Origin of the sequence: Amycolatopsis sp. CA-161197 (genome assembly GCF_050942255.1) — a bacterium.
In the GTDB taxonomy this organism is placed as follows: Bacteria; Actinomycetota; Actinomycetes; order Mycobacteriales; family Pseudonocardiaceae; genus Amycolatopsis.
Map to the genome: position 1 here is coordinate 4,475,166 of NZ_CP192059.1, position 13,857 is coordinate 4,489,022.

Consider the following 13,857-nt stretch of genomic DNA (forward strand, 5'->3'; position numbering starts at 1 on the left):
TGAACTATTTTTACAAATCCATGTAAGTTTTTCTTTGTCATTGAATCTAGGCCGGTTATGACTACTGCAAGCGGCACTTTGTCTTCACTTGTCAACACGTCCCACAAGCGATCGTTGAACACTGGCCAACTCCCCGCGTGAGCCATTGTCACCCCGAGTGCGCTCGTCAGATCCACTAGGAGGCGCCGCTCCCCATTAGGTGCGTCGTTATCGAACAAGACTTCAACAACGCGAAAACCCAAGTCAGATAACGCTTCATTTAGGCCACGCAAGTGCGCTCTTTCAATGAAAGCCGGCGAATCTGGTACGAAGTCAAGCTCCTTCCGGTAATCGATCCACAACAATGAAGACTGGGAACCCTTGACCCAAATAGCCGAGGCATTCAATTCGCAGTTCAAGGGAGAATTGATCCATAACCCTGCTGTCCGTGGCCGCGGTTGGCAATCAGTTCGTGATGTCGAGATCGCCGTCGCCGAATACGTCGACTGGTACAACCATCGCCGTGTCCACGGCGAGCTCGGCCAGCGCACTCCAGCCCAGACCGAAGCCGGCCACCAAGCGTCACGCTACGATCAACCCTTCGAGCCTGCCCGGGCTCGGTGACAGACAACGAGATGGTCTGCCCCGGGTTTGACAGAGTGTGTTTGTTGGATTCTTATGCCACTTGATCTTGAGAGGGTGGTATGGGACGTCGTGGGTATCCGCCGGAGTTCCGACGGAAGGTGCTGGATCCCATCGCGGCAGACGGTGCGCAGTGCACCCTTCCAACTGACGAGCAACTTCCTCAAGGCGTCTGGCAAGTCCTTCTCACTCAAGCGTCCACTCACCCAACGGGATTGGTCGAATTCCATCTTTCATCATCGAGAACATCGCATTGCGATCTTCCCCATATTGATAGACCGATGAATCGAACCCGGCATAAAATACTCCGTCGCTTCCCGAGTATACGGTCACATGGAAGCTATCCACTCCAATCGGGCACAGAACGGTGCCAGCCACCCCTTCGCATCGGCGAGCCACGTCCGCATCACCAGTGGTACACACGGCAGACGGATCGAAACGCGTCCAACTTGTGATCCACTCCCGCACGATAAAGAGGGCTGGGGGGTGGTCGATCTTGAGGCCGAAGTATTCACTCAGGAAGTTCTTCGCCTCCTCGTGACAGGCGAAGCCGACACGCTCCAGGTCTGCCACGCTAGCATCCGCCTCACGGCGTGCTCCACCCGCCTCCCAGCCAAACGAGCTAAGAAATTCCTCCAGCTCCGATTCGCGCATCCTTCTCACCTCGATAGGTCCGTCACTCCACGCCGAACAAGAACACTCTGACAGGATAGACAAGCGGGTTCCGGGTGCGAACGGTCAGAAATTCGATGTCACTTAACCGCAGCGAGCGTCCGACTTGATCCTCGAAATCGGCTCCATGTTCGGCGATCAGAGCATTGCAGGCCCGGATTTCGGCACAGTTATCGGCTCCGCGGCCAGAGTGATCTACCCCAGAGTGATCTACCCCAGCGTTTCTCCGGTTCACTTCGAGGTAAATTGTTCCATCCGCGACACCAGCAGCTGCAGGTCGCTCTCAAATTTCTCCCGAGAAACATCGCCACACTGCAAGGAACTCCACAACTTCACCAATTCGTCCACAACTTCGCCGAAACCTATCAGAGTGTCAGCCAACTCTTCGCCGTTAAGCGATGGCTTGCCCGTCTCGACAGTCCATTGCGTGAACGCAGCCTCAGCGGATATTGCTCTGCCAACCATCCCTACAGCTCGCCAGGACACCCTCGAATCAGCAGCCATCCGGAGCAATACATCGAGTGCCTCCGAGTTCCGTACAAACATCAGCTCTCTCCAAAAGCGTCTGTCGATGACCGGAGCGTCGTGTACACACCGGAGTCCATGGCCAAAGATCACTGACCACCGGTCATAGTTCTCCTTACCCAGGGTATCGCAGCCTTTCCCTCAGGCGCCCAGGTACCGCCGGCACACAGTACAGAGGTGCAGTACGTAAGACAACTGTTGCTCAGTCCGTTATAGTCTCCCCAACTACCTTGGGTATCCGACTGAAACTTCAAGGCTGCCCGCGCGTCAGGAAGTTCGAACGTGTGGCTCACGGGTCTGCCCAGGGTCTGGTTGACACCTCACCTGTGAGGCTTCGGCCTCGCATGGAAGGATGTCACCGTGCCCAAGCCCTACCCCCGTGAGTTCCGTGACGACGTGATCGCTGTGGCCCGCCGCGGCGAGGTCCCGTTGAAGCAGGTCGCCAAGGATTTCGGGATCTCCGAGTCGTGTCTGGCCAACTGGCTGCGCGCGGCCGATGTCGAGGACGGCACCCGGCCCGGCGTGACCCGGGATGAGTCCGCTGAGCTGCGGGAACTGCGGAAGCGGAACCGGTTGCTGGAGCAGGAGAACGAGGTCCTGCGCAAGGCGGCGGCTTACCTGGCGCAGGGCAATCTGCCGGGAAAATAGTCTTCCCGCTCGTCCGTGACCTGGCTGCGGCCGGCGCCCCTATGCGGGTGCCGGTCGCGGTGACGTGCAGGGTGCTGGGGATCTCCCGGCAGGCCTACTACCAGTGGTGTTCGTCCCCGGTCTCGCAGCGGGACTGGGACGACGCGCATTTGATCAACGCCGCGCTCGAGATCCACTCCGATGACCCGGCCGACGGCTACCGGTTCATCGCCGACGAACTCGCCCGGCGCGGATTCACCGCCTCGGAGAACCGGGTGTGGCGGATCTGCTCGATGCAGCAGATCTTCTCGCTGCACGCCAAGAAGAAAGGACGTTCCCGCAAGGCGGGTCCGCCGGTGCACGACGACCTGGTCCGCCGGGACTTCACCGCCACCGCACCGAATACCAAGTGGCTGACCGATATCACCGAGCACCCCACCGGCGAGGGCAAGCTGTATCTGTGTGCGGTCAAGGACTGCTACTCCAACAAGATCGTCGGATACTCCATCGCCTCGCACATGCGGGCCTCACTCGCCGTCAGTGCGCTGCGCAACGCCATCGCGCTCCGAAACCCACGCGATGTCGTCGTCCACTCCGACCGCGGCGCCCAATTCCGATCGGTGCCCTACCAGCGCCTCCTGCACGCGCATGGGCTGACCGGGTCGATGGGGCGGGTCGGCGCCTGCGGTGACAACGCTGCGATGGAATCGTTCTTTTCGTTGCTGCAAAAGAATGTTCTCGACACCCGGAGGTGGCGCACGCGTGAGGAGCTCCGGTTGGCGATCGTGTCCTGGATCGAGACAAAGTACCACCGCAAACGCCGCCAACGCGCCCTGGGCAAGCTCACCCCAGTCGAGTTTGAGACCATCTACACCACCGCAGCAGCGGCCTGAGAAACAGCCAACTCCGGTGTCAACCGAAGTCTGGGCAGACCCGGGTTCAGCCGGGTGGGTTGATGAGGCGGGCCGGTGTGTGGAGGTCGCCGCGCCAGAGGTAGAGCGCCAGGAGGGGGATGGCGTCGGTGTGGATGGCGTGCGGTCGGGTGGGGGTGTGGTGCAGGACTGTGCCGGGTTCGCGTGCGACGTAGGGGGATTCGTCGGTGGACCAGCGGGCCCTGGTGAGCGGTACGTAGACCTCGTCGGCTGGATGCCAGTGAGGCGGGTAGTGCAGGTGGGGGCCGAGCAGCAGGACGCCGAGCGTGAGCAGGCCGGCGGGGTCTACGGCGACGGGTAGCGCGGCTGCGGAACCCAGCAGGGTGCAGTGCGCGTAGCCGGGCAGGAAGTGTTCGTGGGGTGGATTGCTCACGTAGGTGCTGGTCTGCGTCCACCGCGCGGACGTCAGCGCCTGCACCAGTCCGGTCACGTCGTTCGCCCGCGCGATGCGGAGGGCCTTCGGCAGGTGGCGCAGGGCGGGCAGGGCGGCGCTCGGTGCTGCCGGCGTGACCGGCGCGGTCGGGTGCGCGTTGCGCAGGTCGGCCGCGTGCTCGGGCAGGCCTTCGCTCGCCAGCCGCCGGGCCAGGTCGGTGACGAGCGCTGTCACCGCGGCAGTCGCCGGTGTGGAGCTTCCTGCGGTCACCGCGATCATCTCCCTGCGGTCGCTGCGACGATCCGGACGGGATCATCGAAGCTGAAGCCTGGTCCGTGCCCAAACGCCAGGCCGTGCATGTCGCAGCTTTCGCTCGGACGAGGCGCGGCAGGGGGTGCCGCCGGTTTCCTTCGTCTTCCCCGTCCCTGTGCGAGAAGGGAACGGCGCCCGGTCGTGCTGATCCACGGCCGGCCGGCCGTTCACGGGAGGCGCACGTGCGCGCGCTCGTCGAGGACGGCTACCTCGTGATCACCTACGACCGCCGCGTTTTCGGGCAGTCGTCGCAGCCGTGGGAGGGCTATGACTACGACACCTTCGCCGACGACCTGAACAAGCTGCTCGCCGCGCTCGACCTGACCGAGGTCACGCTCGTCGGGTTCTCGATGGGCGGCGGCGAGGTGGCCCGCTACGTCGGCTGCTACGGCACCACTCGCATCGCCCAGGCCGTGTTCGCCGGGCCGTGCTGCCGTTCCTGCACTAGGAAGACGGCAACCCCGAGGGTGGCTTTGGCGACGCACTGCTCACGTCGTTCCACGACGGGATCGGCGCCGACCGCCCGGCGTTCGTCGAGGGTTCGTCACGAACTTCTTCGCGATGAGGGCCGCACCGACCTGGTCAGCCCGTTGGTGCACGCGTACAACACCGCGATCGCCGCGTTCGCGCCCCCTAAAGGGCACGCTGGACTGCACTGCCGCGTTCACCAACACGGACTTCCGCGAGGACCTCACGGCCTTGACGATCCCGACGCTGGTGATCCACGGTGACTCCGGCGCGATCGTGCCGTTCGAGATCAGCGGCAAGCGCACGGCGGAGACGGTGAAGGACGCCCGCCTGGTGTTTGTTGCCGACGCACCGCACGGCCTCAATGTCACCCACGCCGCAACGTTCAACGCCGAGCTGCTGACGTTCCTGCGCGAGCGAGCTCGTCGGCCGGTGGGGTGGTGCGGCGCAGCCCGGCCCCCCACCGGCACCCGGTCACTCGACCGGGTGGCGTGAGGAGAGTTGATTCGGGGTGTTCCTTGGACAAATATGGTACCATTTGGTAGCAAATAGGTGCGGGAGGAGCCATGGCTCGGCCTCGGTTGTTCGACGAGCGCACGGCGTTGCGGGCTGCGATGTTCGCTTTCTGGCGTTATGGCTACGAAGGCGCGTCGATGGCCGTGCTCATGGACGCGACCGGGCTGGGGAAGACGAGCCTGTATCGCACGTTCGGTAACAAGGAAACGTTGTTCCGCCGCGCGGTGGACCTGTACCACGAGGAGTTCCTCGCGTTCCGCGAGCGGGCGCTGCAGGAGCGGACGCCGCGCCGCATCGTCGAGCAGTTGCTGCTCGGGCTGGCCGAGCTGCACGGCGACGACGCGACCCCGCCGGGCTGTCTCGAGACGACGGGTGCGCTGACCTGTGGCCCGGACAACGCGCTCGTGCAGAAGCAGCTCATCACGAATCGGGAGCTCATCTCTGCTGCCCTGGAGAAGCGGCTCGCGGAGGTGGCGGATGATGGCCCGCTGCCACCGGGTCTGGGCGTGGCGGAGACCGTCGCTCTCGTCGTCACCATCATCCAGGGCATGGCCGTGCAGGCGGTCGACGGCCGCTCGACGGAGTGGTTGCGCGGAGTGGTCCGCAGTGTGCTCACCTTGTGGGGCTCCGAAGACTGATCGGGCCGAGGACATTCGCCCTCGGCCCGATTCGGGTCCGGTCAGACCTGTGCCAAGGCGTTCGTGTGCGCCCGCCGCTTGAGTGCGACGGTGGCGATGCCGAGCGCGACCACGGCCATGGTGACCCCGCCCCACGGCGTCGAGAGCACGCCGGCCGATTGGACGAGCACGCCGCCGAGGAACGACCCGCCGGAGATGCCGAGGTTGAACGCGGCGATGTTGAAGCCGGAGGCGGTACCCACCGCGTCGGGGGCCTCGTCCTCGGCGATCTGCACCACGCCCGCCTGCAGCACCGGGTTGATGGCGAAGGCGAAGAAGCCCCACACCGCGATGTTCACGAACACCGCCACTGTCGAGTGCGCGGTGAACGCCAGGCCGGCGAGCACGATCGCCGTGCCGATCAGCACGAAGGTCAGCGTCGGCTTCGTCCCGAGCCGGTCGGCGAGCTTGCCGCCGGTGATGTTGCCTGCCACGGTCGCGATGCCGAACACCACGAGCGCCACGTTCACCATGCTCGTGCTGATGCCCGTGATCCCGGTCAGCAGCGGCGAGATGTAGGTGAACACGACGAACGTCGCGCCCCACCCGATCGCGGTCAGCAGGTACATGGTCAGCAGCCGCGGGTTGGTGAGCAGGCGTGCCTGCGCGAGCAGGCTCTCCGGTGGGGTATGACTGATCTCGGCCGGCAGCAGTGCGCGCAGCGCCGCGAGGGCGACGAGTGCGAGCCCCGCGACGACGAGGAACGGCGCGCGCCAGCCCAGGCTTTCGCCGAGCCACGATCCGAGCGGCACGCCGAGCACCATCGCGATGGTGAGGCCGCCCATCATGACCGCGACGGCCTGGGACGACTTGCTGCGCGGCACGAGCGTCGACGCGACCGCGGCCCCGGCGCCGAAGAACACGCCGTGGGCGACCGCGGTCACGACCCGCGCGGCGAGCAGGATCTCGAAGTTGGGCGCGAACGCGGCAGTCACGTTCCCGAGCAGGAACACGGCCATGAGCGCCATGATCAGCCGACGCCGGTCGAAGTGCCCGGTCAGCGCCGTGAACAGCGGCGCTCCGAGGGTGATGGCCAGCGCGTACACGCTCACGAGCAGGCCGGCGGTAGTGAGGCCGACGTGCAGGTCGCGCGCCATCCCCGGGATCAGGCCGACGATCACGAACTCGGTGGTGCCGATCGCGAACGTGGAGGCGGCCAGTGCGTAGAGGGCACGAGGCACGTCAATCACCTCCCTTCGCGGCCCGGGCCACGGCGGCCTGGGCGATGAGCTCGTCCTCTTCGACCGACGCACCGGACACGCCGATGGCGCCGATCACGCGGCGGTGCTCGTCCCGCACGACGACCCCGCCGCCGAAGGTGACCAGGCCGCCGTTGGTGTGCTCGACGGTGTAGCTGGCGCCGGACGGGTGCGCGACGTTCGACAGCGCCGAGCTGTCGGCCTCGAAAAGGGCGGCGGTGCGCGCCTTGCGGTGCGCGACGTCGATGGTCCCGAGGATCGCGCCGTCCATCCTCAGGAAGCCCGCCAGGTGCGCCGCGCGGTCGACCACGCAGATGTTGACCGGCGGCAGCTCGCGGCGGGCGGCTTCATCCCGCGCGGCGGTGATGAGCTGCTGGGTGAGTTCCGCTGTCAGCGGCATCCTCGCTCCTCCGATTTGGTACCGATTGGTTTCTAAACCGAATGGTACCAAATTAGGCGGCGGGCGCCGCGTGGTGCTCGCCACGTCGAACCCGTGGTCTGCCGATGCTCGACGTGGGCGGCTGCGTGCTTAGTCAATATGTCATGACAAACTATTGACAGGCGGAGTCACGCACCCGAGACTCGACACACATCGGTTCACTATCCATCGGAGGTACTGCATGGCGGCCGATCGCAGCGCCGCGGTGTTACACGCCCGTGGCGCCGGCACAGGTTCAGGACGGGATGCACGACTGCGGGCTGCCCGGCCGGCCGGACCCGGATTCGGGACGGCCCGGGCGCACGCTCGTGCGGGGTCCGTCGATCCGGCGCGGGCGGCATCGTGACGCAGCCCGCTTTCGACGTGATCACGATGGGTCGCATCGGCGTTGACGTCTATCCGCTGCAGGTGGGTGTCGGCCTCGAAGAGGTGACCACGTTCGGGAAGTTCCTCGGCGGGTCGCCGACGAACGTCGCGGTCGCCGCGGCTCGCCACGGCCGGCGGACGGCGGTGATCACCCGGGTCGGATGCGATCCGTTCGGCCGGTTCGCCCGGCGTGCGCTGACCCGGTTCGGGGTCAGCGATGACTTCGTCACCGACGACGACCACTACGCCACACCTGTGACGTTTTGTGAGATCTTCCCGCCGGATGACTTTCCGATCTACTTCTACGGCCGGGACCCGGCACCGGATCTCCGCCTCTCGCCCGACGACCTCGACCTCGACGCGGTCCGCTCGGCGAGCATCTTGTGGATCACCGCCACCGGTCTTGCGCGGGAGCCCAGCCGGTCGGCGACGATGGCGGCGATCCAGGCGCGGCGTCCGGATCAGCTCACGGTGCTCGATCTCGATTACCGGCCGAGTTTCTGGAAGTCACCGGTGGACGCGACCACCCATATCCGGGCGGCGCTCGGGTACGTGTCGGTGGCGGTCGGCAATCGGGACGAGTGCCGGATCGCCGTCGGCGAGACCGAACCCGGCAAGGCGGCGGCCGCGTTGCGAGCCGAGGGGGTCGGGCTCGCGATCGTCAAGCAGGGGCCGGCAGGAGTGCTGGGGGTCCGGGGTGCGGAGTCGCACGTGTCGCCGGCGATCCCGGTCGAGGTGGTCAACGGGCTCGGCGCCGGCGACGCGTTCGGCGGCGCGCTGTGCCACGGGTTGCTTGAAGGCTGGGACCTGCCGAAGCTGCTCAGCTTCGCCAACGCGGCCGGAGCCTACGTCGCCACGCAGCTGCCCGCGGCGGACGCGATGCCGGACACGTCGACGGTGGACTCGCTGTGGGCCTCGACCAGAAGGGAAAACGCATGACGGTCGATCTGGACGTCATCCTCACGGCCCGAGTGGGCTCACCCGGGCGCATCGCGGAACTCGCTCAGTCCCGCGGGAAGCCGCGGGACCTGACCGGCCAGACGGGACGGTTGCTGATCGTCGCCGCCGACCACCCGGCACGGGGTGCCCTCCGGGCCGGGCAGGACCCGTTGGCGATGGCGGATCGCGCCGATTTGCTCGACCGCATCGTGCGCGCCCTTGCACGGCCGGGAGTGGACGGATTTCTGGGTACCGCCGACGTCGTCGAGGACCTGCTGCTGCTGGGTGCCCTCGAGGGGAAAGTGGTGATCGGCTCGATGAACCGCGGAGGATTGGCCGGCACCGCGTTCGAGATGGACGACCGGTTCACCGGGTTCACGGCGGAGGCCATCGCGCGCTGCGGTTACCAAGGCGGGAAGATGCTGTTTCGCATCGATCCGTCCGACCCCGGCTCGGTCGCGACGATGCAGGCCTGCGCGCAGGCCACGGAGGAGCTCGCCGCGCGCGGCCTGATGGCGATGATCGAGCCCTTCATCTCCCGTCGCGACGAGAACGGCCGGGTCGTCAACGTGCTGACCCCCGAGGCGATCGTCCGAGCCGCGACCGTTTCTGCGGGACTCGCGTCGACGTCGGCCTACACCTGGCTGAAGTTGCCGGTCATCGACGACATGGATCCGGTGCTGGCGGCCACGTCACTGCCGGTGGTGCTCCTCGGCGGCGAAGTGTCCGCCGATCAGGGCCGCCAGTTTGCGGCCTGGTCGCGGGCGCTGAAATCACCGCAGGTTCGCGGGATGGCCATCGGCCGTTCTCTGTTGTACCCGCCTGGCGGGAACGTCGAGCGCGCAGTCGACGCGATCGTGGAGATGATGTGATGTCCACCTACCTTCCTCACCACGAGGGCGATGACGGAATTCACCTCGAACCCGAAGACGTCGGGTGCCGGTTCGCCGGATTGCGAGTCCTCAGCCTGGCGGCGGGTGACGACGTCGAATTCCGGCTCGATGGCGGTGAAGCGGTTGTCCTGCCCCTCACCGGTTCCGCGGAGATCACGGTCGCGGACGAGCGTTTCGAGCTCCGGGGACGCGCGAGTGTCTTCGACGGGCCGAGCGATTGCGTGTACGCGCCGCTCGGGTCGACGGTACGGGTCCGCAGCGAAAGGGGCGGCCGGTTCGCGGTGGCCACGGCTCGCTGCGAGGAGATCTTCCCGGTGCGTTACGTGCCGGCCGCCGATATCCCGGTCGAGCTGCGGGGAGCCGGTTCGGCGAGCAGGCAGGTCCACAACTTCGCGACGCCCGGAGTGCTGGACGCGCACCGGCTGATCGCCTGTGAGGTGCTCACGCCCGCGGGAAACTGGTCGTCCTACCCGCCGCACAAGCACGACGAAGAGAGCGCCACCGAGTCGGAGCTCGAAGAGATCTACTTCTTCGAGGTGGGTTCAGGGCCCGGCGGCCCGGGATTCGCGTACCAGCGCGTGTACGGGCACGACGGTGAAGACGACCTGCTGGAAGAAGTCCGCAGTGGTGACACGGTGGTCATCCCGCGAGGCTGGCACGGGCCTTCGATGGCAGCGCCCGGCTACGACCTCTACTACCTGAACGTGATGGCCGGCCCGGGCGAGCGCGACTGGCGCGTCCAGGACGACCCGTGCCACGGCTGGGTGCGGTCCACCTGGCCGGGGCAGGCCGTCGATCCCCGCCTCCCGTTCGGAAGGGACCGAGCCGTATGACCAGGACGATCAAGCTGACCGTCGCGCAGGCGGTCGTCGCCTTTCTGGAGGCGCAGTACGTCGAGCGCGACGGCGAAACCACGGCGTTCTTCGCGGGGTGCTGGGGGATCTTCGGGCACGGCAACGTCGCCGGTATCGGCGAAGCGCTCCTGGAACGAGAGATCGCGGCGAACGCCGGCACCGACGAGCACATCCTGCGGTACTACCAGGGGCGCAACGAACAGGCCATGGTCCACGCCGCGGTCGCCTACGCCCGGCACCGCGATCGGCTGGCCGCGTTCGCGGTTACCGCGTCCGTCGGACCGGGCTCGACGAACCTCGTTACTGGTGCCGCGCTGGCGACGATCAACCGGTTGCCCGTGCTGCTGCTGCCAGGTGATGTGTTCGCGACTCGCGTGGCCAATCCCGTGCTGCAGGAACTCGAAGATCCCGCCAACGGCGATTTCTCGGTCAACGATAGCCTGCGGCCCGTCTCGAAGTACTTCGACCGGATCCACCGGCCGGAGCAGCTACCCGCCGCGCTGTTGCACGCGATGCGAGTGCTGACCGATCCCGCGGAGACGGGCGCGGTCACTCTCGCGTTGCCGCAGGACGTGCAGGCGGAGGCCTATGACTGGCCTGAGGAACTGTTCGCCCGGCGGGTGTGGCACGTCGCGAGGCCGCTGCCGGAGCAGGCGCGGATTTCCGAGGCGGCGGAACTGATCCGCCGGTCGCGGCGGCCGTTGATCGTGGCCGGTGGCGGCGTGATCTACTCGCGTGCCGGCGAGGCACTCGCCGCCTTCGCCGAAGCTACCGGGGTGCCGGTGGCGGAAACTCAGGCCGGTAAAGGGGCGCTGCCGTACGACCACCCGAGGTCCGTCGGCGCGATCGGGGCAACCGGAACCACCGCGGCCAACGCGCTCGCCGGGGGCGCCGACCTGGTGATCGGGGTCGGGACTCGGTTCAGCGACTTCACCACGGCCTCGCGAACCGTGTTCAGCGATCCCGGAGTGCGGTTCCTGAATGTCAACGTGGCCACTGTGGACGCGGTGAAGCTGTCCGGCCTGGCGCTCGTGGGCGACGCCCGCGTAACGCTCGAAGCCCTCATCGAAGAGGTGGGTGGCTGGGCGGTGTCCCAGTCCGAGCGGGACCGCGCCGAAGCGCTGGCGGCGGCGTGGGAACAGACCGTGGACGAGGCGTACTCAGTCGATTCCGGAGCGGCGCTGGCGCAGACGCGGGTGCTCGGACTTTTGAACGAAACGCTGGCGCCGCGCGATGTCGTTGTGTGCGCCGCGGGTTCGCTGCCCGGCGATCTGCACAAGCTGTGGCGTACGCGCGATCACAAGGGCTACCACGTCGAGTACGGGTTCTCGTGCATGGGATACGAGATTGCCGGCGGGCTCGGGGTCGCTATGGCGGTCGACGATCTCGGCGAGGACCGCGATGTCGTCGTCCTGGTCGGTGACGGTTCCTACCTCATGATGAACACGGAGATCGTGACTGCGGTCCAGGAACACCGGGATCTGATCATCGTCATCGTGCAGAACCACGGCTTCGCCTCCATCGGCGCGTTGTCGGAAAGCGTCGGCTCGCAACGGTTCGGCACCCGCTACCGCGCCAGGACCGCGACCGGACTCGACGGTGACCTGCTGCCCGTGGACCTTGCCGCCAACGCGGCCAGTCTCGGCGCTCGGGTGACGCGGGCGAACAGCACCGAGGAATTCCGGCGGCAGGTGAGCGACGCGAAGGAGCGCGGGGGAGTGGCCGTCGTCCACGTCGAGACCGACCCGAGCTTCCGAGCGCCCGCGTCGGCCGCGTGGTGGGACGTGCCCGTCTCGGAAGTCTCCGGGCTGGAGACCACAAAGGACGCACGAGCCGCCTACGAGACCAGTAAGCACCGGCAGCGCCAGTACCTGGCGCCCGCCACTGAACGGAGCAAGTGATGGACATCTACGAGCACTGGATCGCGGGTGCCGCCCGCCCCGCGAACAGCAACCGGCTGGGCCCGGTCTACAACCCGGCGACGGGTGAGCAGGAGCGCCAGGTCAGGCTGGCGGACGAGACCGACGTCGCGGCAGCGGTGCACGCGGCGAAGACCGCGTTCGAGAGCTGGAGCGAGACTTCCGTCACCGCCCGGGCGCGGATCATGTTCGCTTTCCGGCAGTTGCTCGTCGAGCACGAGCTCGAGCTCGCCGGCGTGATCTCCCGCGAGCACGGCAAGACGATCGACGACGCCCGTGGTGAAGTCGTCCGCGGGCGGGAGGTCGTGGAGTTCGCGTGCGGTATCCCCCAGCTCCTCAAGGGTGATTTCAATGATCAGGTTTCCGGTGGCGTCGACTCGTTCTCCTTCCGCCAGCCGCTGGGCGTCGTCGCCGGGATCACCCCGTTCAACTTCCCGATCATGGTGCCTCTGTGGATGCACCCGATCGCGATCGCGTGTGGAAACACGTTCGTCCTCAAGCCCAGCGAACGCGTGCCAGGCGCGTCGGACCTGGTCGCTCGCCTCTACCGCGAGGCTGGCCTGCCCGACGGCGTCTTCAACGTCGTCCACGGTGACAAGGTCGCCGTGGACGCGTTGCTCCGGTCACCCGACGTCGCGGCGGTTTCGTTTGTGGGTTCCACCCCGATCGCGAAGTACGTCCACGAAACCGCCACCGCCCACGGCAAACGCGTCCAAGCCCTCGGCGGAGCGAAGAACCACGCCGTCGTGATGCCCGACGCCGACCTGGACTACGTGACCGACCACCTGGTTGCCGCCGGTTACGGGTCGGCCGGGCAGCGGTGCATGGCGATCTCGGCGGTCGTCGCCGTCGGCCCGGTCGCCGACGCACTGGTCGCCAAGCTCCGGGACAAGACGCGGCAGGTGCGCATCGGTCCCGGCGACGACCCCGCATCGGAAATGGGCCCGGTCATCTCGGCCGCCGCGCGCGAGCGCATTCTGTCCTATGTCGACGAAGGCCGCGCCGCGGGCGCTGAGGTGGTGGTCGACGGCCGCGACACCAGCGTCGCCGGCAAGCCGGAGGGCTTCTACGTCGGACCGACGTTGCTCGACCACGTCCACCCCGCCATGAAGGTCTACACCGACGAGATCTTCGGGCCGGTGCTGTCGGTCCTGCGTGTGGCGACCCTCGACGAGGCCATCGACTTGATCGCCGCGAACCCCTACGGCAACGGAACCGCTGTCTTCACGTCCTCGGGTGAAGTGGCCAGGACGTTCCAGCGCCGCGTGCCCGTGGGCATGATCGGGGTCAACGTGCCCATCCCGGTGCCGATGGCGTTCCACTCGTTCGGTGGCTGGAAGGACTCGCTGTTCGGCGATCACCACATCCACGGCCCGGAAGGGGTGCGGTTTTACACGCGGGCGAAGGTCGTGACGCAGCGCTGGCCCCACGTGAACGAAGAGTCCCTGGCCGCGTTGAACTTCCCGAACGCGACCTGACCGCAGGCGGAGACGTTGCGGGGGCCGCGGATACCGTCCGCGGCCCC

At 66.8% G+C, this 13,857-nt stretch carries 15 protein-coding genes; 10 read left to right on the top strand and 5 right to left on the bottom strand.

Annotation, left to right across the window (positions count from 1 at the left end):
• The first annotated feature begins 405 nt into the window (after positions 1–405).
• A complete protein-coding gene (locus tag ACQPXB_RS21410; protein ID WP_432856725.1) occupies positions 406–603 on the top strand; it encodes an integrase core domain-containing protein in 198 nt (65 codons plus the stop codon).
• Positions 604–807: 204 nt separating this feature from the next.
• Here ACQPXB_RS21410 and ACQPXB_RS21415 read toward each other — a convergent pair whose 3' ends face one another.
• Together ACQPXB_RS21415 and ACQPXB_RS21420 are read right to left on the bottom strand one after the other, a co-directional pair.
• Positions 808–1,275 carry an SUKH-3 domain-containing protein gene (locus ACQPXB_RS21415; RefSeq protein ID WP_432855024.1) on the bottom strand — a complete coding sequence of 156 codons (468 nt, stop codon included), beginning with the start codon at positions 1,273–1,275 and terminating at the stop codon, positions 808–810.
• 249 nt (positions 1,276–1,524) lie between these two features.
• Positions 1,525–1,797, bottom strand: a complete 273-nt coding sequence (locus ACQPXB_RS21420; protein ID WP_432855027.1) for a hypothetical protein — start codon at positions 1,795–1,797, stop codon at positions 1,525–1,527.
• Positions 1,798–2,178: 381 nt separating this feature from the next.
• Here ACQPXB_RS21420 and ACQPXB_RS21425 point away from each other — a divergent pair.
• Positions 2,179–3,338, top strand: a protein-coding gene (locus ACQPXB_RS21425; RefSeq protein ID WP_432848885.1) for an IS3 family transposase whose coding sequence is annotated in 2 segments (ribosomal slippage) — positions 2,179–2,457 and positions 2,460–3,338 — 1,158 coding nt in all. Because the reading frame shifts where the segments join, the coding sequence is not laid out codon by codon here.
• A 46-nt stretch (positions 3,339–3,384) separates the two neighbouring features.
• Here the strand turns inward: ACQPXB_RS21425 and ACQPXB_RS21430 are convergent.
• Positions 3,385–4,020 carry a dimethylsulfonioproprionate lyase family protein gene (locus tag ACQPXB_RS21430; RefSeq protein WP_432854676.1) on the bottom strand — a complete coding sequence of 212 codons (636 nt, stop codon included), beginning with the start codon at positions 4,018–4,020 and terminating at the stop codon, positions 3,385–3,387.
• 224 nt (positions 4,021–4,244) lie between these two features.
• Here ACQPXB_RS21430 and ACQPXB_RS21435 point away from each other — a divergent pair, with 224 nt between their 5' ends.
• The 3 genes from ACQPXB_RS21435 to ACQPXB_RS21445 all read left to right on the top strand — a co-directional run bounded on the left by ACQPXB_RS21435 (position 4,245) and on the right by ACQPXB_RS21445 (position 5,684).
• Complete coding sequence (locus tag ACQPXB_RS21435; RefSeq protein WP_432855030.1) at positions 4,245–4,793, top strand: alpha/beta fold hydrolase; 549 nt, start codon at positions 4,245–4,247, stop codon at positions 4,791–4,793.
• Positions 4,762–5,025, top strand: a complete 264-nt coding sequence (locus tag ACQPXB_RS21440; RefSeq protein ID WP_432855033.1) for an alpha/beta fold hydrolase — start codon at positions 4,762–4,764, stop codon at positions 5,023–5,025. Before ACQPXB_RS21435 ends, ACQPXB_RS21440 begins: the two co-directional genes overlap by 32 nt.
• 71 nt (positions 5,026–5,096) lie before the next feature.
• A complete protein-coding gene (locus ACQPXB_RS21445) occupies positions 5,097–5,684 on the top strand; it encodes a TetR/AcrR family transcriptional regulator (RefSeq protein ID WP_432855036.1) in 588 nt (195 codons plus the stop codon).
• Between the two features lie 41 nt (positions 5,685–5,725).
• Here ACQPXB_RS21445 and ACQPXB_RS21450 read toward each other — a convergent pair whose 3' ends face one another.
• Entirely contained in the window at positions 5,726–6,904 is a 1,179-nt protein-coding gene (locus ACQPXB_RS21450) for an MFS transporter (protein ID WP_432855039.1), read from the bottom strand.
• Between the two features lies 1 nt (position 6,905).
• A complete protein-coding gene (locus ACQPXB_RS21455; RefSeq protein ID WP_432855042.1) occupies positions 6,906–7,322 on the bottom strand; it encodes a GlcG/HbpS family heme-binding protein in 417 nt (138 codons plus the stop codon).
• 381 nt (positions 7,323–7,703) lie between these two features.
• Between ACQPXB_RS21455 and iolC the strand changes: the two genes are divergently transcribed.
• From iolC to ACQPXB_RS21480, 5 genes are read left to right on the top strand one after another with little or no spacing between them, the layout of a single operon-like run.
• Positions 7,704–8,666, top strand: a complete 963-nt coding sequence (gene iolC, locus ACQPXB_RS21460; protein ID WP_432855045.1) for a 5-dehydro-2-deoxygluconokinase — start codon at positions 7,704–7,706, stop codon at positions 8,664–8,666.
• Positions 8,663–9,538 (top strand): Cgl0159 family (beta/alpha)8-fold protein, encoded by an 876-nt coding sequence (locus tag ACQPXB_RS21465; protein WP_432856728.1) that lies wholly within the window; start codon positions 8,663–8,665, stop codon positions 9,536–9,538. Before iolC ends, ACQPXB_RS21465 begins: the two co-directional genes overlap by 4 nt.
• A complete protein-coding gene (gene iolB, locus ACQPXB_RS21470) occupies positions 9,538–10,392 on the top strand; it encodes a 5-deoxy-glucuronate isomerase (protein WP_432855047.1) in 855 nt (284 codons plus the stop codon). The genes ACQPXB_RS21465 and iolB overlap by 1 nt, the downstream gene beginning before the upstream one ends.
• Entirely contained in the window at positions 10,389–12,314 is a 1,926-nt protein-coding gene (gene iolD, locus ACQPXB_RS21475; protein ID WP_432855050.1) for a 3D-(3,5/4)-trihydroxycyclohexane-1,2-dione acylhydrolase (decyclizing), read from the top strand. The genes iolB and iolD overlap by 4 nt, the downstream gene beginning before the upstream one ends.
• Positions 12,314–13,810, top strand: a complete 1,497-nt coding sequence (locus tag ACQPXB_RS21480; RefSeq protein ID WP_432855053.1) for a CoA-acylating methylmalonate-semialdehyde dehydrogenase — start codon at positions 12,314–12,316, stop codon at positions 13,808–13,810. Before iolD ends, ACQPXB_RS21480 begins: the two co-directional genes overlap by 1 nt.
• Positions 13,811–13,857: the final 47 nt, after the last annotated feature.

Excerpts from the sequence above, each read along its gene's own strand:
- ACQPXB_RS21415 (WP_432855024.1), bottom strand. The coding sequence starts at position 1,275 with ATGCGCGAATCGGAGCTGGAGGAATTTCTTAGCTCGTTTGGCTGGGAG.
- ACQPXB_RS21420 (WP_432855027.1), bottom strand. The coding sequence starts at position 1,797 with ATGGCTGCTGATTCGAGGGTGTCCTGGCGAGCTGTAGGGATGGTTGGC.
- ACQPXB_RS21445 (WP_432855036.1), top strand. The coding sequence starts at position 5,097 with ATGGCTCGGCCTCGGTTGTTCGACGAGCGCACGGCGTTGCGGGCTGCG.
- ACQPXB_RS21455 (WP_432855042.1), bottom strand. The coding sequence starts at position 7,322 with ATGCCGCTGACAGCGGAACTCACCCAGCAGCTCATCACCGCCGCGCGG.
- ACQPXB_RS21465 (WP_432856728.1), top strand. The coding sequence starts at position 8,663 with ATGACGGTCGATCTGGACGTCATCCTCACGGCCCGAGTGGGCTCACCC.
- iolB (WP_432855047.1), top strand. The coding sequence starts at position 9,538 with ATGTCCACCTACCTTCCTCACCACGAGGGCGATGACGGAATTCACCTC.
- iolD (WP_432855050.1), top strand. The coding sequence starts at position 10,389 with ATGACCAGGACGATCAAGCTGACCGTCGCGCAGGCGGTCGTCGCCTTT.
- ACQPXB_RS21480 (WP_432855053.1), top strand. The coding sequence starts at position 12,314 with ATGGACATCTACGAGCACTGGATCGCGGGTGCCGCCCGCCCCGCGAAC.